General features: G+C 65.2%; 22 protein-coding genes. 2 read left to right on the top strand and 20 right to left on the bottom strand.

The features are described 5' to 3' along the window. Positions 1–133: 133 nt before the first annotated feature. The 20 genes from AC4D2W_RS13940 to dacB form a co-directional block, all read right to left on the bottom strand. Positions 134–310, bottom strand: coding sequence for a CsbD family protein (locus AC4D2W_RS13940; protein WP_104159952.1), 177 nt, complete (start codon positions 308–310; stop codon positions 134–136). A gap of 175 nt (positions 311–485) precedes the next feature. Then, positions 486–1,001: an amino-acid N-acetyltransferase gene (locus tag AC4D2W_RS13935; RefSeq protein WP_490927528.1), complete on the bottom strand. Its 516-nt coding sequence runs from the start codon at positions 999–1,001 to the stop codon at positions 486–488. A gap of 141 nt (positions 1,002–1,142) precedes the next feature. After that, positions 1,143–3,650, bottom strand: coding sequence for an ATP-dependent Clp protease ATP-binding subunit (locus tag AC4D2W_RS13930; protein WP_490927527.1), 2,508 nt, complete (start codon positions 3,648–3,650; stop codon positions 1,143–1,145). 125 nt (positions 3,651–3,775) lie between these two features. Beyond that, positions 3,776–4,102, bottom strand: coding sequence for a histone-like nucleoid-structuring protein Lsr2 (locus tag AC4D2W_RS13925; protein WP_490927526.1), 327 nt, complete (start codon positions 4,100–4,102; stop codon positions 3,776–3,778). 101 nt (positions 4,103–4,203) lie between these two features. Further along, a complete protein-coding gene (locus AC4D2W_RS13920; RefSeq protein ID WP_490927525.1) occupies positions 4,204–4,383 on the bottom strand; it encodes a hypothetical protein in 180 nt (59 codons plus the stop codon). Between the two features lie 5 nt (positions 4,384–4,388). Beyond that, positions 4,389–5,843, bottom strand: coding sequence for a lysine--tRNA ligase (gene lysS / locus AC4D2W_RS13915; protein WP_490927624.1), 1,455 nt, complete (start codon positions 5,841–5,843; stop codon positions 4,389–4,391). Positions 5,844–5,972: 129 nt separating this feature from the next. Beyond that, entirely contained in the window at positions 5,973–6,914 is a 942-nt protein-coding gene (gene panC / locus AC4D2W_RS13910) for a pantoate--beta-alanine ligase (RefSeq protein ID WP_490927524.1), read from the bottom strand. Then, positions 6,911–7,834, bottom strand: a complete 924-nt coding sequence (locus tag AC4D2W_RS13905) for a Rossmann-like and DUF2520 domain-containing protein (RefSeq protein WP_490927523.1) — start codon at positions 7,832–7,834, stop codon at positions 6,911–6,913. Before AC4D2W_RS13905 ends, panC begins: the two co-directional genes overlap by 4 nt. Beyond that, entirely contained in the window at positions 7,821–9,383 is a 1,563-nt protein-coding gene (locus AC4D2W_RS13900) for a PH domain-containing protein (protein WP_490927522.1), read from the bottom strand. The genes AC4D2W_RS13905 and AC4D2W_RS13900 overlap by 14 nt, the downstream gene beginning before the upstream one ends. Next, positions 9,380–9,892 carry a PH domain-containing protein gene (locus AC4D2W_RS13895; RefSeq protein ID WP_490927521.1) on the bottom strand — a complete coding sequence of 171 codons (513 nt, stop codon included), beginning with the start codon at positions 9,890–9,892 and terminating at the stop codon, positions 9,380–9,382. The genes AC4D2W_RS13900 and AC4D2W_RS13895 overlap by 4 nt, the downstream gene beginning before the upstream one ends. Next, a complete protein-coding gene (locus tag AC4D2W_RS13890; protein WP_490927520.1) occupies positions 9,885–10,397 on the bottom strand; it encodes a DUF3180 domain-containing protein in 513 nt (170 codons plus the stop codon). Before AC4D2W_RS13890 ends, AC4D2W_RS13895 begins: the two co-directional genes overlap by 8 nt. 6 nt (positions 10,398–10,403) lie before the next feature. Continuing rightward, complete coding sequence (folK, locus tag AC4D2W_RS13885) at positions 10,404–10,904, bottom strand: 2-amino-4-hydroxy-6-hydroxymethyldihydropteridine diphosphokinase (protein ID WP_490927519.1); 501 nt, start codon at positions 10,902–10,904, stop codon at positions 10,404–10,406. Next, complete coding sequence (gene folB, locus AC4D2W_RS13880; protein WP_490927518.1) at positions 10,901–11,323, bottom strand: dihydroneopterin aldolase; 423 nt, start codon at positions 11,321–11,323, stop codon at positions 10,901–10,903. The genes folK and folB overlap by 4 nt, the downstream gene beginning before the upstream one ends. Positions 11,324–11,326: 3 nt before the next feature. Then, on the bottom strand, positions 11,327–12,232 hold the full coding sequence (gene folP, locus AC4D2W_RS13875) for a dihydropteroate synthase (RefSeq protein ID WP_490927517.1): 906 nt from the start codon (positions 12,230–12,232) through the stop codon (positions 11,327–11,329). A 14-nt stretch (positions 12,233–12,246) separates the two neighbouring features. Further along, a complete protein-coding gene (gene folE / locus AC4D2W_RS13870) occupies positions 12,247–12,864 on the bottom strand; it encodes a GTP cyclohydrolase I FolE (RefSeq protein ID WP_490927516.1) in 618 nt (205 codons plus the stop codon). Between the two features lie 70 nt (positions 12,865–12,934). Beyond that, positions 12,935–15,040 carry an ATP-dependent zinc metalloprotease FtsH gene (ftsH, locus tag AC4D2W_RS13865; protein WP_490927515.1) on the bottom strand — a complete coding sequence of 702 codons (2,106 nt, stop codon included), beginning with the start codon at positions 15,038–15,040 and terminating at the stop codon, positions 12,935–12,937. A 217-nt stretch (positions 15,041–15,257) separates the two neighbouring features. Then, a complete protein-coding gene (gene hpt / locus AC4D2W_RS13860) occupies positions 15,258–15,809 on the bottom strand; it encodes a hypoxanthine phosphoribosyltransferase (protein ID WP_490927514.1) in 552 nt (183 codons plus the stop codon). A 36-nt stretch (positions 15,810–15,845) separates the two neighbouring features. Further along, a complete protein-coding gene (gene tilS / locus AC4D2W_RS13855) occupies positions 15,846–16,889 on the bottom strand; it encodes a tRNA lysidine(34) synthetase TilS (protein WP_490927623.1) in 1,044 nt (347 codons plus the stop codon). 111 nt (positions 16,890–17,000) lie between these two features. Beyond that, positions 17,001–18,143, bottom strand: a complete 1,143-nt coding sequence (locus AC4D2W_RS13850) for a zinc-dependent metalloprotease (RefSeq protein ID WP_490927513.1) — start codon at positions 18,141–18,143, stop codon at positions 17,001–17,003. 61 nt (positions 18,144–18,204) lie between these two features. Then, positions 18,205–19,686: a D-alanyl-D-alanine carboxypeptidase/D-alanyl-D-alanine endopeptidase gene (gene dacB / locus AC4D2W_RS13845; RefSeq protein ID WP_490927512.1), complete on the bottom strand. Its 1,482-nt coding sequence runs from the start codon at positions 19,684–19,686 to the stop codon at positions 18,205–18,207. Between the two features lie 206 nt (positions 19,687–19,892). Here dacB and AC4D2W_RS13840 point away from each other — a divergent pair, with 206 nt between their 5' ends. Both AC4D2W_RS13840 and AC4D2W_RS13835 read left to right on the top strand, forming a co-directional pair. Beyond that, positions 19,893–20,438, top strand: coding sequence for an inorganic diphosphatase (locus AC4D2W_RS13840; RefSeq protein ID WP_490927511.1), 546 nt, complete (start codon positions 19,893–19,895; stop codon positions 20,436–20,438). A 146-nt stretch (positions 20,439–20,584) separates the two neighbouring features. After that, positions 20,585–21,253 carry a hypothetical protein gene (locus AC4D2W_RS13835; RefSeq protein ID WP_490927510.1) on the top strand — a complete coding sequence of 223 codons (669 nt, stop codon included), beginning with the start codon at positions 20,585–20,587 and terminating at the stop codon, positions 21,251–21,253. The last annotated feature ends 1 nt before the right edge of the window (position 21,254 follow it).

Below are 21,254 nucleotides of genomic sequence, written 5' to 3'. Positions count from 1 at the left end.
TTTTGCGAGTGCTTCCGACCCTACCCCCGACCGGAGTTGCTGGACAGGCTGCCCGCAAGCTCGGGTTAAACAGGTGTGGGAGAGGCATTACGCCTCTCCCACACCTGTTCAGGACGCTGTTGTCCTGCGGGTCCTACTTACCCTTGAAAGCATCCTTGATGTTTTCGCCGGCCTGCTTGGCACTGCCCTTGGCCTGGTCGCCGTGTCCTTCGGCTTCCATGCTCTCGTTGCCGGTGGCCTTTCCAAGACCTTCCTTGACCTTGCCGCCAAGCTTCTCGGCTGAATTCTGCACCTTGTCATCTGCGCCCATAATAGGATCCCGCTTTCTGATCGTGGTCCCTCCGCCGGAAAAACTGCCGGAATCAGAACCTTGTGTGATGCTCAGTACCCTGAGCTTATCCGCGCCAAAGCGCAAAAGACCAGCCGGAGTCCATCGGTTTCCCTTATTGCGAACACGCACTTTAGGCCTGCCGGCCGAAAAACAGTTATAGGCTGCGGATCATTCGGGTGTTGCCGAGCGTATTTGGCTTAACCCGGGCGAGGTCCAGGAATTCCGCAACTCCCTCGTCATGGGAGCGCAGCAGTTCCGAATAAACCTCCGGATCGACTGCAGACTGATTGGCCATCACCTCAAAGCCGTGGCGGCGGAAAAAATCCACTTCAAAAGTCAGGCAGAACACCCGGTCCACACCAATTTCAGAAGCTTCGGCCAGCAGGGCTTCAAGCAGGACGTGGCCGACCCCGCGGCCCCGCCACCGGGCGTCCGTCGCCAGGGTCCGGACCTCTGCAAGGTCTTCCCACATCACATGCAGCGCACCGCAGCCAATCACTGCACCGTCGGGCCCAACAGCCACCCGAAACTCCTGCAGCCCCTCGTAATAGGCCACTGCTTCCTTTGCGACCAGGATCCGGTCAGCGGCCAGCGGCGCCACGAGGGAGCGGATCAGGGGAACATCTGAGGTACGGGCACGCCGAACTGTGATGGTAGTCGCGGAAGTCACCGGCCCAGTCTAGGACTGTGCGGGACACAGACGAAAAAATGCTTCGCTGGCGACGCAACAGAAGGGGCCGGCAGATGCGGAAGGACCCGGCGGGCTGAGTGCCCGCCGGGTCCTTCCGGATTAGTTCAAGCGCTGCGCGGCTTAGTCGCCGACGCCGGCCTCAATCGCCGAGGGTGCTTCCTCGATGGCCTTAGGCGCACCGTGTCCCACGAACGTGAAGGTGGCGTCGTCTCCTTCGCCCTCCACGTCCACGGATACCAGTTCGCCGGGCTTGAGATCCCCGAACAGGATCTTCTCGGAGAGCTGGTCCTCGATCTCGCGCTGGATGGTCCGGCGCAGCGGCCGGGCACCCATGGCGGGATCGTAGCCGCGCGTGGCCAGCAGTTCCTTGGCCGCGGGGGTCAGCTCGATGGTCATTCCCTTGTCCGCCAGGCGCTTGCCGAGGCGTTCCAGGAACAGGTCCACGATCTGAACGATCTCGTCCTGCGTGAGCTGCGGGAACACCACCGTGTCATCGACACGGTTGAGGAATTCGGGGCGGAAGTGCTGACGAAGCTCTTCCGTGACCCGGGCCCGCATCCGGTCGTAACCGGTCTTGGTGTCCGTGCCGGACTGGAAACCGGTGGAGACGCTCTTGGAGATGTCCCGGGTTCCCAGGTTGGTGGTCATGATGATGATGGTGTTCTTGAAGTCCACCACCCGGCCCTGGCTGTCAGTCAGGCGGCCGTCTTCGAGGATCTGCAGCAGCGAGTTGAACAGGTCAGCGTGGGCCTTCTCAACTTCGTCGAACAGCACCACGGAGAACGGACGGCGGCGGACCTTTTCGGTCAGCTGCCCGCCTTCTTCGTAGCCGACGTAGCCCGGAGGGGCACCGAAGAGCCGGGAAACTGTGTGCTTCTCGGAGTATTCGGACATGTCCAGGGTGATCAGCGCGTCTTCGTCCCCGAAGAGGAATTCCGCCAGCGCCTTGGCAAGCTCCGTCTTACCCACACCGGTGGGACCGGCGAAGATGAAGGAACCGCCCGGACGCTTGGGGTCCTTAAGTCCGGCCCGCGTACGGCGCATGGCCTGCGAGATGGACTTGATGGCCTGGTCCTGACCGATGACGCGCTTGTGCAGCTCGTCTTCCATCTTGAGCAGGCGCGTGGATTCTTCTTCGTTGAGCTTGACCACGGGGATGCCGGTGGAATTGGCGAGCACCTCGGCGATGAGTTCTTCATCCACCTCGGCAATGTCATCCAGTCCCCCGGACTTCCACTGGCGCTCCTTTTCCGCCCGCTGGTCATGGAGCTTCTGCTCCTTGTCCCGCAGGGAGGCGGCGCCTTCGAAGTCCTGGGAATCGATGGCCGATTCCTTCTCCAGCTTCAGCGCGGAAATACGCTCGTCGATCTCCTTGAGCTCCGGCGGAGCGGTCATGCGGCGGATGCGCAGCCGGGCACCGGCTTCGTCAATCAGGTCGATGGCCTTGTCCGGAAGGAAGCGGTCGCTGATGTACCGCTCTGCCAGGGTGGCCGCCGATGTCAGCGCAGCATCCGTGATGGACACGCGGTGGTGCGCTTCGTAGCGGTCCCGCAGGCCCTTCAGGATCTCGATGGAGTGGGCAACGGAAGGCTCGTTGACCTGGATCGGCTGGAAACGCCGTTCGAGGGCTGCGTCCTTCTCAATGTGCTTGCGGTACTCATCAAGCGTGGTTGCACCAATGGTCTGCAGCTCGCCTCGGGCCAGCATCGGCTTCAGGATGGATGCTGCGTCGATGGCGCCTTCGGCGGCACCGGCACCCACAAGGGTGTGGATCTCATCGATGAAGAGGATGATGTCGCCGCGGGTGCGGATTTCCTTGAGGACCTTCTTCAGGCGTTCCTCAAAGTCACCGCGGTAGCGGGAACCGGCAACGAGTGAACCCAGGTCAAGGGTGTACAGCTGCTTGTCACGGATGGTCTCCGGAACATCGCCGCGCACGATCGCCTGGGCCAGGCCCTCGACAACCGCGGTCTTGCCGACGCCGGGCTCACCAATCAGAACAGGGTTGTTCTTGGTACGGCGGGACAGGACCTGCATGACACGTTCCATCTCATGCTCGCGCCCGATGACGGGATCAAGCTTGGATTCGCGTGCAGCCTGTGTCAGGTTGCGGCCGAACTGGTCCAGCACCACCGAACCGGCGGGCTGGCCTTCCTGCTGCTGGCCGCCCGAGCTGACAGGCTCCTTGCCCTGGTAACCGGAGAGCAGCTGGATAACCTGCTGGCGCACCCGGTTCAGGTCCGCTCCCAGCTTGACGAGGACCTGTGCGGCCACGCCTTCGCCTTCGCGGATCAGGCCGAGCAGGATGTGCTCGGTTCCAATGTAGTTGTGGCCAAGCTGCAGGGCTTCCCGGAGGGAAAGCTCCAGCACCTTCTTGGCACGGGGGGTGAAGGGGATGTGGCCGGACGGGGCCTGCTGGCCCTGACCGATGATCTCCTGCACCTGCTCACGCACGGCACCCAGTGAAATACCCAGGGATTCAAGGGCCTTAGCTGCGACACCTTCGCCCTCATGAATGAGCCCGAGCAGGATGTGCTCGGTGCCGATGTAGTTGTGGTTGAGCATGCGAGCCTCTTCTTGGGCAAGCACGACAACGCGACGGGCACGGTCGGTAAATCTTTCAAACATGAGGCACACTCCTAGCTAACGCGTAATTCGATGCTACGTGTCCTGCGCGTGCTTAAGGAGCGTGTTCGCCCAAGGCGTGACCAAGGTGCTCCAACTGGGGGCCCCCAGACCCCCAGCCCGGGGTGTTAGCCCTGGGCTGCGCGGTAAGCCTCGATGATTTCGCTGTTCACGCGGCCGCGTTCGGACACGGTGTACCCGTTGTTGCGGGCCCACTCGCGGATCTGGGCTGCTTCATTACTCCGCGCAGCACCTGCAGCACGGGGACGGCCCGTGCGGCCGCCCACCTTGCGGCCGGCATCAACGTAGGGCTTCAGGGCTGCACGAAGATTCTTTGCATTGTCTTTTGACAGGTCGATCTCGTACTGGGATCCGTCAAGACCAAACCGTACGGTCTCATCCGCACTTCCAGCATCGAGGTCATCGACCAGAATGATATTTACCTTTTGCGCCACGACAGGCTCCTAAGCAGTTTAAACCGGGAAAACGAGAATGAGACCACTTAGAGTATGGCGCAAATTCGAATGCCTCGTCAAAGCGTAGGAGCCAAATTTAATTACTTTTCTTTTTCCGGGGCGCCACTACTTGTATCGCGGTCAGCGGCAAGGTCGGCCTCCCGTTCCGCTTCAGCCAGCGCCTTTCGCTCTGACCGGTCCACATTGAGCAGCGCCTTCATCACAAAATAGAAAAGTGCTGCAACACACACTGAAGGCAGTAGGACTTCCACGTATTCCATAGTCTCTAACCCATTTCCGGCTTCAGGAGAGGGAACAGAATTGTTTCCCGGATTCCTGTATTCGTGAAAAGCATCACTAAACGGTCAATTCCCAGACCGATGCCGCCCATGGGCGGTGCTCCGTATTCAAGGGCCCGCAGGAAGTCTTCATCCAGCGCCATGGCTTCTTCATCGCCGCCGGCGGCCCGGAGGGACTGCTCGGTGAGCCGCTCACGCTGGATTACCGGGTCAATGAGCTCCGAGAATGCCGTGCCGCGTTCCATGCCGCCGATGATGAGGTCCCAGGCCTCGATCAGGCGGGGATCGTCGCGGTTGGGCCGCGCCAGGGGCTGGGCGGAGGGCGGGTAGTCATAGACGAACGTCGGCTGGATCAGCGTGGGCTCAACGATTTCACCGAAGAGTTCAACCACGAGCTTCTCGGCATCCCACTTGGGATCCACCTTGACGGAGTGCTTTTCCGCAATGCCGCGCAGCGTCTCAACATCGGTTTCAGGGGTGACTTCCACACCCACGGCCTCGGAAAGGCCCGGATAGACGGACAGCCACTTCCATTCACCGTCCAGGTCAATGGTGCCGGCCTCGGTTTCAATTTGCCGGCTGCCCACCAGATCGGCGCAGTGCAGGATGATTTCCTTGATGCGGTCCGCCATCACATACTGGTCCGCATACGCTTCATAGCATTCCAGCGTGGTGAATTCGGGGCTGTGGGTGGAATCCACTCCCTCATTGCGGAAAATGCGGCCGAGCTCGAAAACCCGCTCAATGCCGCCGACCACCGCACGCTTGAGGTACAGCTCAGTGGCGATCCGCAGGGTCATCTTCTGATCAAAGGCATTCAAATGCGTTTCGAACGGACGCGCTGCGGCACCGCCGTGAACCAGCTGCAGCATGGGGGTTTCCACTTCCACGTAACCGTGGCCGTGGAGAGTGTCCCGGACACCGCGGATAATGGCTGCCCGCTTGTAAACCATATCCCGGGCTTCCTCGCGGACCATGAGATCCACATATCGCTGACGGACGCGGGTTTCTTCGTTCAAGCCGGCGTGCAGCACGGGCAGGGGACGCAGCGCCTTGGAGGCCATGGACCAGGAGTCGGCCATGATGGAGAGCTCGCCGCGGCGGGAGGAAATCACTTCACCCCGGACAAAGACATGGTCACCGAGGTCAACCAGCGCCTTCCAGTCAGCAAGTGCCTCTTCTCCAATAACGGCCAGGCTCAGCATGGCCTGGACGCGGGTTCCGTTGCCCTCCTGAAGGGTCGCGAAGCATAGCTTGCCGGTGTTGCGGACAAAGACGACGCGGCCGGTAACGCCTACGGTTTCACCGCTCGTTTCATCGGCGGCCAGGTGTCCGAACTTCTCCCGTATTTCTTTAAGGGAATGCGTGCGTTCCACGCCCACCGGATAGGCTTCATCGCCCCGGGCGATGAGACGAGCCCGTTTTTCGGCGCGGATGCGCATCTGCTCGGAGGTGTCGGCTGCTTCGGGAACGGGATTAGGTGTGGTCACACCCTTAAGTTTACAGAGCTGCGCGAAGGGGGTTTACGGCCGGCGCCCAGCTTGCTCCCGGCTGGCGCACAGACCGCTGGGTCAGCTGGTTTCCGTGCCGGGCTGCAGCGGCAGGTTGTCGATCAGGCGCACCGGCCCCACGCGTGCGGCCAGGAGTGCCAGTGCCGGTTGTTCCAGCGGGCGGTTTCCGTCCGCCAGCGGCTGCAGCGTTTGCGGGTCCACGATGTCGAAGTAGTCCAGTTCCACCAGCGGTTCTGCCGCCACCAGGGCGACGGCGGCGGCCAGGTCTGCGGGCCGGCCGGCGGAAACCCGCTGCTGCAGGGAGAACAGGGCGCGGGAGAGCACCGTTGCTGCCCTGCGCTGTGCCGGGTCCAGGAAGACATTGCGGCTGGATTCAGCCAAACCGTCAGCGGCGCGGACCACGGGAACACCAATAATTTCAGCATCGAAGTTCAGGTCCGCGGCCATCCGGCGGATCAAGGCCAGCTGCTGGGCGTCCTTCTGCCCGAAGTAGGCCCGGAACCGGACGTTCGGGGCAGCGGGAGATGCGGTGGGGGATGCGGTGGGGGATGCATAGTGGAGCAGCTTGGCCACCACGGTCAGTACGCCGTCAAAATGCCCCGGCCTCGAGGCTCCCTCGTAACGGGCACCCAGCTCTCCCGAGCTGATCCGCACCAGCGGTTCTCCGTCCGGATAGACCTCCGCCTCAGCGGGGGCAAACACCAGGTCCACGCCGGCCGCACCCAGCAGTTCAAGGTCGGCCGCGAGGTTACGGGGGTAACGGCGCAGGTCTTCCGGATCGTTGAACTGCAGGGGGTTAACGAACACGGAAGCAACAACTACGTCGTTCTCCGCCCGGGCGGCGTCCATCAGGGAGCGGTGCCCCGAATGGAGGGCGCCCATGGTGGGGACCAGGCCAAGGCTTTGCACCGCCTTCCCGCCGGACTCCTTGCCGGCGCCAAGGGATTCATCGATGGCGCTTTTCAGTTCAGCTGCGGTGCGCAGCACGCGGGGAGCATTCACCGCGGTCCTTCCGCGTCGAGGGTCAGGGCATCAATGACGGCCTGACCGCGCGCCTCGCTGAGCAGTCCCCGGTCAATGGCGCGCCGAGCAGTGGCCAGTGACAGGGCGCGGTAGGTGTCCTGCAGATCGGCGCTGTCCTGGCGGCTCAGCTCCTGCAGGTGCGCCGCCACGGTGCCGGCGTCGCCGCGGGCCACCGGACCGGTCAGTGCGTGTTCGCCGGAGGCCAGGGCGTTTTCCAGCGAGGCCCGCATCAGGGGCCCCAGCAGCCGGTCGGGGTTTTCCACTCCGATGTCCTTGAGCAATTGGACTGACTGGGCGGTGATGGTGACGAGGTGGTTGGATGCGTGGGCCAGTGCCAGGTGGTAATTGACCCGGTCCGCCTCGTCGATGACCACCGGCTCGGCGCCCATTTCCACCACCAGCGCCTGGGCAATGGGCAGCACGGCGGTGGGGGCGGTTACCCCGAACGAGCAGTCGGCCAGCCGGGTCAGGTCAAGGCTCATCCCGGTGAAGGTCATGGCCGGATGAAGTGCCAGCGGGATGGCGCCGGCGCGGCGGGCGGGTTCGAGGATGTCCGTGCCGAACCGTCCCGAGGTGTGGGCCACCAGCTGGCCTGCCTGCCAGGCGTTGGTTTTCGCCAGCCCCGCCACCAGCGGCCCCAGGGCGTCGTCGGGCACGGCCAGCAGCACCAGCTCCGAGCGCTCCACAATTTCCGGAATGTCCAGGACCGGTACGCCGGGCAGCAGGTTCGCTGCGCGCTCACGGCTTTCCTCGCTGACTGCAGAGACGCCGACGACGGCGTGTTCAGCGGCCCGCAGGGCCGCACCCAGTACGGCGCCCACCCGGCCGGCACCAATGACGCCAATTCCCAGCCGGCCGCGCCTTCGCTTGTCGGCCGTGCTCGTCTCAGCGCTGTTCATGGGGAATCTCCTTGGAAAACGGATCGGTGGAGGTGGTTGGAGCGGGCGAGTTCCAGGAGCCGGTACGGTCCCGGCGCCGGGCCTCGCGCGCACGGGTCGCCTGTTCCCGGAAGAGCCGGCGGGCGGCGTCGTCGTCCATTTTGCGGATCTGCGGCCGGACCGGGCCGGGCGTTGAGTGCAGGACCAGGTCGCTGGTGGCAAAACGCCGGCGCAGCGGGCCCTGCTCCAGGGCCATCGACTGGGTGCGTTCATGCGGCACCACGGACAGCACCCGCCAGAGCGCGCCGCTGCGGATCAGCAGGGCTGTGTCGGTGAGGACGAATCCGTTCCGGCGCCAGGCCAGCGGTGCGATCCAGCGGGCCCGGCGGGGGGTGGTCGTGAAGCCGGCCGCGTTGTCCCGCCCGGTAATGCCGGCCGTGAACACGTCAATCGGACGGTCGGTGCCCGGTTCCGGCAGGACCAGGGCGAGGATATCAAAGACTTCGGAAAGGGTTCCGGCCGGCAGGAGCTTGGTGCGGGCCTGCCCTGCGTTGTTGCTGCCGGTTCCGTAACCGGCCACGTTCACGGAGATCCGGTACCAGCCCGTGAGCCGCCACAGGGGCGGCTGCGTCACGGACACTGCCTGGATCCGGCCCGGGGGGACCGTCTGCGTGCGGGTGTCCAACAGTCCGTACCGGACCCGGATTCCGTCCCGGGACACCGAGGCGCGGAAGTTGAAGGAGGTGGAGAACTCCGTCCAGAAGCCGCCCGCCGCACCGAACAGGAGGGGCAGCAGGATGGCCAGGCTGAGGGGCGCGCCGGTGAGGGCGGTGAGGATAATAACGGCGGCAATTCCGGCAATCAGGAACAAGCTGGTTCCGGAAAGCAGCGTAGCGGCAATGACTCTTCCGGGGGTCAGCGCCAGGATGGGCTGCTCGGGGGCTTCGGCGACGCCCGGAGCTGTTCCGGCTTCAACGACGGCGCTGTCGTCGCCGGTAACAACTGTTCCGGCAGCCGCTGTCCCGGGATCTGCCGTCGCCGTCTCCGCTGTGGGATTCGCCGCGGGGGCGAGGGCGCCGGAAGCACGGCCCAGGATAAGGGCCCGCAGGGTCCTGGCGTCGTCGACTTTTAGATACGCCAAATGGACGGCGGATTCGCCGGCGTCGGCAACTTCGAACCGCAACTCAGCCAGCCCGAAGAGCCGCGCCAGCAGCGGCTGGACAATGTCAATGGCCTGGACCCGGTCCAGACGGGCCTGGCGCTGCTGGCGGAAGACCACTCCGGAGTGGACCCGGACGTGATCATCGGTGACCTGATAGCGGGTGAACCACCAGGACAGGAAGAACAGCCCGGCAAGGATCAGCAGGATTCCGGCGAGGACGGCCGCGGCGATCAGCAAGGTGGTGCCGTCCGGCGGGCGGGCGGGGGCGCCGCCGTCGTCGTGGCCGGCAAAATCCTCCACCCAGTTCCGGCCGAGGATGAAGGCGAACGCGGCGAGGGCAATCCAGCCGCGTACCAGGGGTGAAACGGGGTGGACGCGGGTCCATTCCCCGCTGTGCGGGGTGCTCACAACCCTGCCAGCTGCGCTTCGCCGCGTTCGGAGAGGTGCTCCCTCAGCCGGGCGCCCTCTGATGCGGGCAGGCCGGGCAGTGATGCGTTGGTGCCGGGGGCGGCGGTGTGGAGTTTGAGGGAGCACAGGCCAAAGGCCCGCTCCAGGGGCCCAACGGTGACATCCACGTACTGCATCCGGCCGTAGGGCACCACCAGGGTGCGCTGGAAAAAGATGCCGCGGCGCAGCAGGAAGTCCTCGTTGCGTTCGGCATAGCAGACGGCGCGCACCTGGCGCGGCAGCAGCACTCCCCGCCACAGATAAGCGGCCGCTACGACGGCGGGCAGTCCCCAGGCCAGCCATGAGGGGATCCAGGCCCAGTCCGCGGCCGCGAGCATGATCAGGGGGAGGCAGCAGAGGGCCACCATCAGCACGGCTTCCACCGCCCAGCCGATAAGGCGGACCGTGAGGTATTTGGGCGAGACGTGCTCCCAGGACAGACCGTCCGGGTCGATCGCTTGACTAGGCATATTCTCCGTCTCCCGGTTCTTCCCTGGCGTCCGGACGGGCTGCCGTTCCGCCGTGTCCGTTGGAGTCGTCCGGCGGCAGGCGGCAAAAACGTTCCACCAGGAGGCCGACGGAGATCATGAGGACTCCTCCGGCGATCATAGCCACTGATCCCCAGGTGGCGGCATGCCCGGGACGCAGCGACCACAGCGGCAGCAGGTCGATGAAAATCCCGGCGTGCCAGCCGAGCAGCAGGGAGCCGGCATAAGCGGCGGCCTGGGCCAGGACCAGGGTGCGTGCCGCGGCGATCGGGTCCAGCTCGCGGGTTCGGTTGCCCTGCTGCCAGCGCCGCACGCGCAGGCCGAGGATCAGGGTGGCCCCGGATATCAGCAGCACAGTCAGCAGGCCAACGATGCTCAGGACGGGAGTAGGCAGGGAATTGCGGGCGGCCCAGTTGTTGACCAGCCAGCCGGCCACACCGGATCCGACGGCGATGAGGGCCAGCCAGCGGTAGCGGATGTTCCCCATGGCGGGTTAGTCCCCCTCGAAGATTTCCAGGCCGGGAAGGTCCTCTGCCCGGGCGGCGAGCTCGGCAACGGGAGTTCCCGAAAGTACGGCGTCCGGGTCCATCCATGCCCAGGGCTGCAGCACAAAGGCCCGGGTGTGCGCCCGCGGATGCGGCAGGGTGAGGGTTTCGTCCGCCATCTCGGTGTCCCCGTAGGTGATGATGTCGACGTCGAGCGTCCGCGGCCCCCAGCGCACCTCACGCGTGCGGTGGTGGAGGGTTTCCACCGCCTGGCAGTGCGCCAGCAGCTCATGCGGAGCAAGGTCCGTCTCCACCGAAATCACCAGGTTCAGGTAGTCGGGCTGCTCCGGACCGCCCACCGGCCGGGTCCGCACCACGGGGGAAACCGCCTGCAGCCGCACGCCGGGATGGTCCGCCAGCTCAGCCACGGCACGCGAAAGGGTGTCGCGGCTTTCCCCGAGGTTGCTGCCCAGGGCCAGGACAGCGGTCACCGCGCCCGGCGCGGTCATGAGCGGTCCCGGCGGATGGTGACTGACACGTCGCCGAACGGCACCGTGATGGGCGCCTGCGGCTTGTGCACGGTGACCTCCACCGCATCAACGCCGGCATAGCCAGCGAGGACGGCACCGGCAATGCGTTCTGCCAGGGCCTCGATCAGGTTCAGCGGTTCCCCCGCAATGATCGCAGCCACCTGCTCGGCAAGTTCACCGTAGTGGGCGGTCTGCGTCAGGTCGTCACTGATTCCGGCGGGACGCAGGTCAGCATGCAGCACAACGTCCACCACGAACGGCTGGCCGTTGCGCCGCTCATCTTCAAATACGCCGTGAAATCCCTGCGCGGTGATGCCGGTAAGGGTAATGGTGTCGCGCAGGGGGCTGCGGGCGGGAGCCTCAGTGTTCAGGGTGTTCGCCCTTCCGGATGTGGTCATGGGTTAGCCCTTCCAGGCAGCAGTGGTTTTGACGGCAGCCGCGCTGGGGCTGACGTTGTGTACGCGAACGCACCAGGCATTGGAGAACGCGGCCAGGGCCGTGACCGCCGTGGTGGCGTCATCACGTTCCCGGGGCGGAACCGGGCGGCCTCCCGTGGCCAGCAGGGTGCCAAGGAAACGCTTCCGGGAGGCGCCGATCAATACCCGGTGGCCCAGGCCGTTGAGTTGATCCAGGGACCGCAGCAGCTCCCAGTTGGATTCCCCGTCCTTGGAAAACCCCAGACCGGGATCAATGATGATCTGCTCGGGCGAGACTCCGGCGGCGTAGAACCGCTCCCGGATCTGGCTCAGTTCGGCGATGACCTCGTCCACCACCGATGTGTAGGACGCGTTCGGGTCCTTGCTGCGGACTGCGCCGCGGCTGTGCATGAGCACGTAGCGGACCCCCGTGCGGGCTATCAGCTCCGGCATCTGGGGATCCACGTCCATGCCGGACACATCGTTGATCAGGACGGCCCCGGCGTCAATGGCTTTTTCCGCCGTGGAGGCATTCATGGTGTCCACGCTGACCAGGATGCCGGCCTTCACCAGCGCCCGGACTACGGGCAGTATTCGGTCCTGTTCCTCTGCGGGGCTCACCCGGACGGAGTCGGGCCGGGTGGATTCGCCGCCCACATCAATGATGTCGGCGCCTTCGTAATGCATCTTCAGCCCGGCGTCGACGGCGGCTCCGGATTCCTCGAAGCTGCCGCCGTCACTGAAGGAATCGGGTGTCACGTTGAGGATTCCCATCACGAGCGTGCGGCCGTCCGGGAGTTCCTCGAACCGGCGGGGCGCCCGGACGGACCGCACCAGCCGAAGCGGCGAGGTGGCGGGGCCGGTTCCGGGAGCGGCGGCGAGTGAATCCATGGTGGTCAGGCTTCCTAACGTCCGAGTATCAGGCTCATTGCTTCCGCGCGGGTGGCCGTCTCACGGAGCTGTCCGCGGACCGCCGAGGTAACGGTTTTGGCTCCGGGCTTGCGCACGCCGCGCATGGACATGCACAGGTGTTCGCACTCAAGAACAACTATGGCACCGCGCGGATCCAGGTTCTCCATGAGCGCTTCAACAATCTGGGTTGTCAGCCGCTCCTGAACCTGGGGGCGCCGGGCGTAGACCTCCACCAGCCGGGCCAGCTTGCTCAGGCCGGTGACCTTGCCGTCCTTGGAGGGAATGTAGCCAATGTGGGCGGTGCCGTGGAACGGAACCAGGTGGTGTTCACAGGTGGAGAAGAACGCAATGTCCTTCACCAGCACCATTTCTTCATGCTCAATGGCAAAGGTGGTGGCCAGCAGGTCCGCCGGGTCCTGATGGAGGCCGGCAAAGATCTCGGCATAGGACTTCGCCACCCGTTTGGGCGTGTCCTGCAGCCCTTCCCTCTCCGGGTCCTCCCCGATGGCCAGGAGGATCTCGCGGACCGCCTTTTCGATTCGGGGCTGGTCCACGGGAGCCAGGGATGCGGAGAGATCCTCCGCGGTCAATTCATCGTCGAAATCCGTCACTGGTTGATCCTACCGTGGCTGGCCCCAACGACGGCGGCCCGGCACTTTCGTGCCGGGCCGCCGTTTGCGGTTACAGGTTGTTTTGTTCCGGGTTCTCCGTGCCGCCGGCCCGGTTGGCGGTTCCGCCGGAACCGGGGTGCGACGGCCCGCTGCCTTCTGCCTGCGGGAGCCCGTTGCTGGACACATCGAAGTCCTGCGGCAGGTCAGCGTCCGCAATCTGGTCCTGCGGGGACACAGTGTCCGGATCAGGCTGGCCGCTGGCCACTGCTTCCCGGCGTTCCTTGGCGGAAACCACGGGCGGCAGGCTGTGCACCGGGCGGGTGGGCTTGGAGAGCCACACTTCGCGGACATCGCGCTTGCGGACGTCAGCAAACACCTCGGCGATTTCGGCCTGGTTAAGCGTCTCGCGTTCGAGCAGCTCCAGGGCCAGCCGGTCCAGGACGTCCCGGTTTTCGGTCAGGATCTGGTAGGCCTCGTCATGGGCGTTGTCCAGCAGGCGCCGGACTTCCTCATCCACCACGTAGGCAACCTGGTCGGAGTAGTTCCGTTCCTGGCTCATGTCCCGGCCGAGGAACGGCTCGCCGCCGCCGGAGCCGAGCTTCACGGAACCAATCCGCTCGCTCATGCCGTACTGGGTGACCATCTTCCGGGCCGTGGAGGTGGCCTTTTCGATGTCATTGGAGGCGCCGGTTGAGGGATCGTGGAACACGATTTCCTCAGCCACGCGTCCGCCCATGGCGTAGGCCAACTGGTCCAGCAGCTCATTGCGCGTGATGGAGTACTTGTCATCCTGCGGCAGCACCATGGTGTAACCCAGGGCACGGCCGCGCGGCAGGATGGTCACCTTGGTCACCGGATCGGTATTGCGCAGTGCAGCCGCCACCAGGGCGTGGCCGCCCTCGTGGTACGCGGTGATCTTGCGCTCGAGCTCCTTCATGACGCGGCTGCGCTTCTGCGGACCGGCGATGACGCGGTCGATGGCTTCGTCCAGGGCCCGGTCGTCAATGAGCTGGGCGTTGGAGCGCGCGGTCAGCAGAGCTGCCTCGTTCAGGACGTTGGCCAGATCCGCACCGGTGAAGCCGGGGGTCTTGCGGGCCACGGTTTCGAGGTCGACGCCTTCGGCCATTGGCTTGCCCTTGGCATGAACCTTCAGGATCTGCAGGCGTCCCTGCATGTCCGGAGCCTCAACGCCGATCTGGCGGTCGAAGCGGCCCGGGCGCAGCAGCGCGGGGTCCAGTACGTCGGGGCGGTTGGTGGCGGCGATCAGGATGACATTGGTGTTGCCGTCAAAGCCGTCCATCTCCACCAGCAGCTGGTTCAGCGTCTGCTCGCGTTCGTCGTTTCCGCCGCCGACACCGGCACCGCGGTGGCGTCCGACGGCGTCGATCTCGTCCACGAAGATGATGGCCGGGGAATTGGCCTTCGCCTGCTCGAACAGGTCACGGACGCGGGAGGCACCCACGCCAACGAACATTTCCACGAAGTCGGAACCGGAGATGGAGTAGAACGGCACTCCGGCCTCGCCCGCAACGGCACGGGCCAGCAGGGTCTTACCGGTGCCGGGAGGGCCGTAGAGCAGCACGCCCTTGGGGATCTTGGCCCCAACGGCCTGGAACTTGGCCGGGTCCTGCAGGAACTCCTTGATTTCGTGGAGTTCCTCCACCGCTTCGTCAGCTCCGGCTACGTCGGCGAAGGTTACCTGCGGCATGTCCTTGTTGGTCAGCTTGGCCTTGGACTTGCCGAACTTCATGACCTGGGATCCGCCGCCCTGCATGCGGGAGAGCAGGAACCAGAAGATCACGCCAAGAATGATGAAGGGCAGGAACAGTCCGAGGAAGCTGGTAAACCAGTTGGTCTGCACCGGCTGATCGGTGAATCCGTTTGCGCCTGAATCATTAACGGCGTCAACAATGTCCTCGCCGCGGGCAGCGCCGAAGTAGAACTCGACATTCTTGGCCGGCTGCGGGTCGTCGCCGCGCAGCGTCAGGTCAACACGCTGTTCACCGTCGTAAATCTTGGCCTGTTCCACCTGGCCGGATTTGAGCAGGTTCAGGCCTTCGCTCGTGTCCACCTTTGTTGCCCCGCTGGGGGAAAGGGTGGGAAGAATGAGCACAAGAAGGGCCAGTGCCAGGATTATCCAAATGCCCGGGCCCTTGAAGAAGTTCTTAGATTTCATTCGTCGTCAGGGCTGACGCCCCGTCCCTCCTGATCAACAACGCTGATAATGCGCGGAAATATACTCGAACAAGCTATACACCGTCCTCCGAAGGAACACGTCCGGAATACCGGGAAAGTTCCCTCAGGGCGTAGCAGCCGGCGTGATGCTGATCGCAGATGCGGCACCGGACGGCAGCCCGCTGGCCGCCGTCCGGTGCCGCATGGTGCAGTGGTGCCTACTCGTAGACGTGCGGCGCCAGGGTTCCGATGAAGTCCAGGTTGCGGTACTTCTCCGCGAAGTCCAGGCCGTAGCCGACGACAAACTCATTGGGGATCTCGTAGCCGACGTACTTGACGTCGATTTCAACCTTCGCCGCGGTGGGCTTGCGCAGCAGGGTGCAGATCTCGACGCTTGCCGGTCCGCGGGACTGCAGGTTGGTGCGCAGCCAGGACAGGGTCAGGCCCGAGTCGATGATGTCTTCGACGATCAGCACGTGCTTGCCCAGGAGATCGGTTTCGAGGTCCTTCAGGATGCGCACCACGCCGGAGGACTGCGTGCCGGAGCCGTAGGAGGAAACAGCCATCCAGTCCATGGTGACGTGGCTGTGCAGGGCGCGGGAAAGATCGGCCATGACCATCACAGCACCCTTGAGTACACCTACCAGCAGGACATCACGCCCTGCGTAGTCGCGGTCAATCTCGGCTGCGAGTTCGGCAACCCGTGTTTGGATCTGCTCTTTGGTATAGAGAACGTGCTTGAGGTCTGACTGGACGTCGTGTGAATCCACGAATGGCTCCCGGGTGCGAGATGTTGCAGCTGGATTTTAGGTGCTGCTCTTTTTCCTAAACACAAGATTGCCATAGCCGGAGGGGCCTTGGGGAACGGGATGACCGCGCACCTGCCGGTACACGCTGACTTTTCCGACCAGTTCCACCGGCCCGGCCGAGCCGGTGCGGCGCAGCAGGGCTTCCACTGAACGAAGCCGTTCATAGCTGGGCTGGGCTCCGCCGAGTTCTACGGCGGCGAGTGCCAGAACGCGCTGGCGCACGGCGGGAGCCAGCTCACGCAGCGGCGCTTCCGGCAGCAAAATTGTGTCCGCTTCCGCAGCGGATGCGTTCTCTGCGGATGCCGGAGCGGTGCGCAGCCGGGCAAAGGTCTCCGCGCTGACGGTGTCCAGATAATCGGCGTCGTTGGCGAGGATACGTGAGGAACGGAACAACGCCTCGGCAATGCCCGGGCCCAGTTTTTCCTCCAGGAAAGGCAGGACCTCGGCTCGGACCCGTGAACGGGCAAAGGCCGGATCCGTGTTGCTGGGGTCGTGCCACGGGTCCAGGCCAAGGCTCTCGCAGATTTCCTCGGTCTCGCTCCGGCGCAGTCCCAGCAGTGGACGCAGGTACGCTCCGCGAACCGGACGCATGCCGGCCAGGGACCGGGTTCCGGATCCGCGGGCGAGCCCGAGGAGCACCTGTTCAGCCTGGTCGTCGAGGGTGTGGCCCAGCAGGACGGCGTCGGCTCCGGTCTCCGCCACGGCAGCGTCCAGCGCCGCATAACGCACGGTCCGTGCTGCTGCCTCGGGCCCCATTCCGGAGGCCGGCACCGACACGGCGCGGACCTGGACCGGTTCCAGTCCCATGCGGATGAGTTTGGCCGCCGCTTCGGCGGCAACTTCGGCAGAGCCGGCCTGCAGGCCATGGTCCACGACGACGGCGCCCACCCGGTAGTCTCCGCGGCGGGCGAAGAAGGACGCCGCTTCGGCCAGCGCCAGGGAATCGGGTCCGCCGCTGCAGGCCACCAGCAGCAGGGGCGGCGGTGAAGACGCAGTGCCGCGGGGTTCCAGGCCGGCATCCCGGAGGGCGTCGCGCAGCATGTTGCGGGCCTTGCCCAGAGTCGGGTTCAGGCGTTTACGCAGCCGACCTGCCGGAGCGGGCTCGGGGTGTGGAACAGACATATTCGAATCAGTTTGCTGAGGCACGTGCGGTTAGAGTCCCATCCGGGTCATCCACAGGGATGGATTATGAATTTCAGCTTCAGTGGGCAGGTTGTCCGGACCCTCCCAGACCCGGTTGAACCCTTCCATTCCGGCCCGGTCAACTACGGAACGGACAAATTTCGAACCGTCCTTGTACTGGCGCATCTTTGCGTCCAGGCCCAGGATCTGCCGGAAGAAGCGGTCCAGCCAGCCGTGGCTCTTGCCGCGGGCATTGAACCGCTGGCGGATGGTCTTGACGCTGGGAACAATACTGGCGTCCACGGCATCCATCACCACGTTGGCGTGTCCTTCCAGCAGCGACATCACCGCTGTCAGGTGGGACATCCGGGCCTTGTCTTCGGGGTCCTGCAGCAGGGACATGAGGTCCAGCGGGCGCCGCGGCACGCCGTCGTCGTTATTCCCACCGGTCAGGGCCTCGCGCCCCTGAGGGGAAGCAAGGGTTTTGGCGGCCGAGCTCAGGCGCTCTGACAGCGTTTGGGCCTTGTCCATCAGACCGTTCGTCAGCTGGCCCATCTGCTCCACCATGTGTCCGCGCAGCCAGGGGGCGGCAGCGAACTGCACACGGTGGGTCTGCTCGTGCAGGCATACCCAGAGCCGGAAATCAGCCGGATCCACATTCAGCTCACGTTCCAGGGTGATGATGTTCGGTGCCACCAGCAGCAGGCGGCCGCCGGAGGGACCGCCGGGGGTTTGGGCAGCGAAGGGATCATACTGTCCCAGCACCTTGGAGGAGAGGAAGGCCAGGACCGCACCGAGCTGGGCACCGGTCAGGGTGCCGCTGATGGCGGCGTTGGCGCCTTTCAGCTCGTCCGGATGCGTGCGGGCAAGGGTTTCCAGGGCCGGGTTCATCAGCGCGGCGAAGCTGCGCGAATTGGCTTTGGCCCACGACGCACGGTCCACCACGAGCACCTCGGAGTCACGCAGGTCCCGGGCTGCTTCCAGTCCGGTGATCCGATGCACGTGGGTGACGGCTTCGTCAGCGCGGGCCCGCAGGTCAGCCACTGCTGCGCGGATTTCACGGGCCGGCATCTTGGGTCCCGGCGACACCAGGGTTGCAGCCGTCCCGGCGGCCAGATCCCAATTCACCAAGTCGGCGGCGGCCGGGGGACGGTGCTGCTGATAGCTCTCCATTGGTCCATCAGACCACACAGGTCCCCCATTTTCAGGAGGGTTCGCTGTACGCCGAACGCGTTTAGCTGCACCCGCATCCGGCCAGGGCCGCCGCAGCTGCATCCACTGCGGCACGTGCTTCACCGGTGTTGGCCTCCAGCCCGTTGGCCACAAAGGCGAAGGCCAGGAGCCTGCCGTCCGCGTCGGTCATGAAGCCGCTCAGGGAAGTGGCGGCAAACAGGGTTCCGGTTTTCGCGCGGATCAGTCCCGCGGGCGGTGCCTGGCCTGCGGTTTCGGTTCCGGCCGCGGACCCGGCGCCGGTGAACCGGGACGCGAGGGTTCCGCTGAGCCCGGCGACAGGCAGCGAATAGGGCAGGTCCCGGAGGCTTTGGTCAGAAGAGGTCAGTGCAGCCTGGACGGTTCCGGCCAGCTGCCGGGCGCTGATGGCTGTTCCGACGCCCAGCCCGGACACATCGGCCAGGTCCAGGCCCGCGCTGTCCACTCCCAGTTCGGAGACGGAAGAAACGACGGCGTCTGCCGCACCGTCAAAGGAGGCCTCGCCGCCGCGGGCGAGGGCGGTCATCCGGCCCAGTGCTTCAGCCAGATAGTTGTCCGAGGTCAGAAGCATCTGCTGCACCTGTTCCGACACTGCGGCTGAGGACGCGGACGCCAGGAGGGCGGCGTCGTCGTCGGCCGTTCCGCGCCGCACCCCGGGATCCACGTCAAAGCCGTATTTCACCGAGGCGGCTGCCAGATGCCGGGCGAACGCTTCCCCGGCGGCAAGCGCCGCGTCACCAACCCGGGGACCGGACTGCTGCCCCTCAACGGCCCACGCCGAATTAAGGGCCAGCGGATACAGGGGTGCGGCTTCTCCTGCTGCCACATCCTCGGAATTCCAGGACGGGGAGAGGGAAGGGCCGGTGAACAGCGTGTCATCGACGCGGACACTGACCGTGGTGCCGCGGCTGTTTGGAGCCAGGGCTGCGGCGGTTTCTTCGGCCAGCGTCTGCAGCCCCGCACGCCCCACCGTGGAATCCGGATCCGACGCCCCCGAGCCCAGGAGGACATCTCCGCCGCCGGCCAGCACAACGGTGCCCGGTTCGGCGCCTTCATACACGGCGGTTTGGAACCGGGTGTCCGAGCCGAGGACGGAGAGCGCGGCCGCGGCAGTGAGAATTTTCAGGCTGGACGCGGGGGTCACGGGGGCACCGCCGTCGAGGTCATAGAGGACGTCGCCGGTCAGCCCGTCCAGAACGACGCCGGAGAACGTTCCGCTGCCGGAAAGCACCAGTTTGGCGTCCAGCAGCTCTGCCAGCTTGGCCGGATCCGGCGGAACCGTGCCCGGGCCGGCCGGGACGGGAAACTCAGTGCCGTCCGAGGTGAGGCGGGCCGGGGCCTGCTGATGCGCGGGAACCACCACCTGCCGGCGGGGCTGCTCGTTCCCCAGAGCTGCCAGCACCGGAGGTCCCGCATAAAAGCACAGGGGGACCACCAGAACCGCCAGTACCAGGGTCAGCAGGAGGCCGAAGAATGTCCGACCCATGGCCTCACCAATGCTTTCCACTAACCGCTTTTCACTGCGGCAAAACAGTGATTACGGACCAAGACATATATGTTTAAGACTAGACCGGCGCCGCTGCCCGCACTGACGCGGACAAAGATGCGGCTGTTGGCGCTTTATCAGCCTAGGTTTGCGGCACCGTTTTTGAAGACACCGCCGCGGCCTGTTCCGTTTTGTGGTGCCCTGCACCACACCCCAGAGGAGTATCCATGAAGCTCGACGTCACCATCGAGATCCCCAAGGGATCCCGGGTCAAGTACGAAATTGACCACGAAACCCATCGCCTGCGCCTGGACCGCATTCTTTTCACGTCCATGGCCTACCCCACCCACTACGGTTACTTCGAGAACACCCTGGGTGAAGACGGCGATCCCCTGGACGCCCTGGTGATGCTGCAGGACTTCGACCTGATGCCGGGCGTGCTGGTTGAGTCCCGCCCCATCGGCGTCTTCAACATGGTTGACGACGGCGGCGGAGACGCCAAGGTCCTCTGCGTGCCGGTCGATCCGCGCTTTGACCACATTCAGGACATCTCGGACGTTTCCGACTTCCTGCTGGATGAAATCAAGCACTTCTTCACCAAGTACAAGGACCTGGAGCCGGGCAAGTGGGTTGAAGCTGCAGACTGGGCCGGCCGTGAAGCAGCCGAGACCGAGGTTGAAGCCTCCCTGGAGCGCTTCAAGGCACACGGCGAAGGCCACGAGGACGACGAGCCCCAGGGCCGCGACGTGGACGCCGACCCCAAGAACAACTAGCAGCACCGCGGACTCCCTGCGGGTCCTGCTTGTGCAGCGCGCGACGGCGGCTGTCCCCTGGGAGGGGACAGCCGCCGTCGTCGTTTGCTCAGCGCGCCGCAACCGGAATTGGTTGTTTTGGTGCGCCGGTCTGGCATGCTGATGCCATGCATTTTGTGCTGACCATCAACCAGCGGGATTCCCGCGAATCGGGGGACCTGGTTCCGGAGCTCATCCGTTCGCTCCGCCATCTGCCCGCCGCCGTTCCCTTTCAGCGCTCGGTGGGTGATGAAGCGCAGGGCGTGCTGGCCGACGCGTCCGCCGCAGTGGACGCCGCGCTGGCCGCCGTCCGGCAGCGGCGCTGGAATGTGGGGATCGGCGTCGGCGAACTGCGCCTGCCGCTGCGGCAGGGCGTCTTGGACAATGACGGTTACGGACTGGTGTATGCCCGCCGCGCCGTGGAGCGGGCACGGAAAGCCGGTGAACGCATTCCGCTGGCCGTGGACGGCCCGGACCCGGGCATTGCTGCGGAAGCGCAGGCCGTACTGCGGCTGCTGGGACAAATTGTGGCCAGCCGCACCGACGCCGAATGGAAGGTCCTGGACCTGATGACGCCGGGCGCCCGCGGGCAGCAGAAGTATGTTGCGGAGATTCTGGGCATCACGTCCCAGGCCGTCAGCAAGGCGGTGGTGCGATCCCATTGGCAGGAGGAATGGGCCACCCGGCCGGCCGCGGCACGCCTGCTGTCCCTGTGTGCCGGCCCCGCGGCACTTGCGCCCGCTGTCCCGGTGCGCGCATCTGTTCAGGCCGCCGAACCGGCCCTGCAGGATGCCTGAG

The organism is Arthrobacter sp. TJ-58 (assembly GCF_058269295.1).
The sequence above is the reverse complement of the archived record's forward strand: the minus strand, read 5'-3'. Positions and strand labels throughout refer to the sequence as shown.

Excerpts from the sequence above, each read along its gene's own strand:
- AC4D2W_RS13940 (WP_104159952.1), bottom strand. The coding sequence starts at position 310 with ATGGGCGCAGATGACAAGGTGCAGAATTCAGCCGAGAAGCTTGGCGGC.
- AC4D2W_RS13930 (WP_490927527.1), bottom strand. The coding sequence starts at position 3,650 with ATGTTTGAAAGATTTACCGACCGTGCCCGTCGCGTTGTCGTGCTTGCC.
- AC4D2W_RS13920 (WP_490927525.1), bottom strand. The coding sequence starts at position 4,383 with ATGGAATACGTGGAAGTCCTACTGCCTTCAGTGTGTGTTGCAGCACTT.
- lysS (WP_490927624.1), bottom strand. The coding sequence starts at position 5,843 with ATGCGCATCCGCGCCGAAAAACGGGCTCGTCTCATCGCCCGGGGCGAT.
- AC4D2W_RS13905 (WP_490927523.1), bottom strand. The coding sequence starts at position 7,834 with ATGAACAGCGCTGAGACGAGCACGGCCGACAAGCGAAGGCGCGGCCGG.
- AC4D2W_RS13895 (WP_490927521.1), bottom strand. The coding sequence starts at position 9,892 with ATGCCTAGTCAAGCGATCGACCCGGACGGTCTGTCCTGGGAGCACGTC.
- AC4D2W_RS13890 (WP_490927520.1), bottom strand. The coding sequence starts at position 10,397 with ATGGGGAACATCCGCTACCGCTGGCTGGCCCTCATCGCCGTCGGATCC.
- folK (WP_490927519.1), bottom strand. The coding sequence starts at position 10,904 with ATGACCGCGCCGGGCGCGGTGACCGCTGTCCTGGCCCTGGGCAGCAAC.
- folB (WP_490927518.1), bottom strand. The coding sequence starts at position 11,323 with ATGACCACATCCGGAAGGGCGAACACCCTGAACACTGAGGCTCCCGCC.
- folP (WP_490927517.1), bottom strand. The coding sequence starts at position 12,232 with ATGGATTCACTCGCCGCCGCTCCCGGAACCGGCCCCGCCACCTCGCCG.
- ftsH (WP_490927515.1), bottom strand. The coding sequence starts at position 15,040 with ATGAAATCTAAGAACTTCTTCAAGGGCCCGGGCATTTGGATAATCCTG.
- tilS (WP_490927623.1), bottom strand. The coding sequence starts at position 16,889 with ATGCTGCGCGACGCCCTCCGGGATGCCGGCCTGGAACCCCGCGGCACT.
- AC4D2W_RS13850 (WP_490927513.1), bottom strand. The coding sequence starts at position 18,143 with ATGGAGAGCTATCAGCAGCACCGTCCCCCGGCCGCCGCCGACTTGGTG.
- AC4D2W_RS13840 (WP_490927511.1), top strand. The coding sequence starts at position 19,893 with ATGAAGCTCGACGTCACCATCGAGATCCCCAAGGGATCCCGGGTCAAG.
- AC4D2W_RS13835 (WP_490927510.1), top strand. The coding sequence starts at position 20,585 with ATGCATTTTGTGCTGACCATCAACCAGCGGGATTCCCGCGAATCGGGG.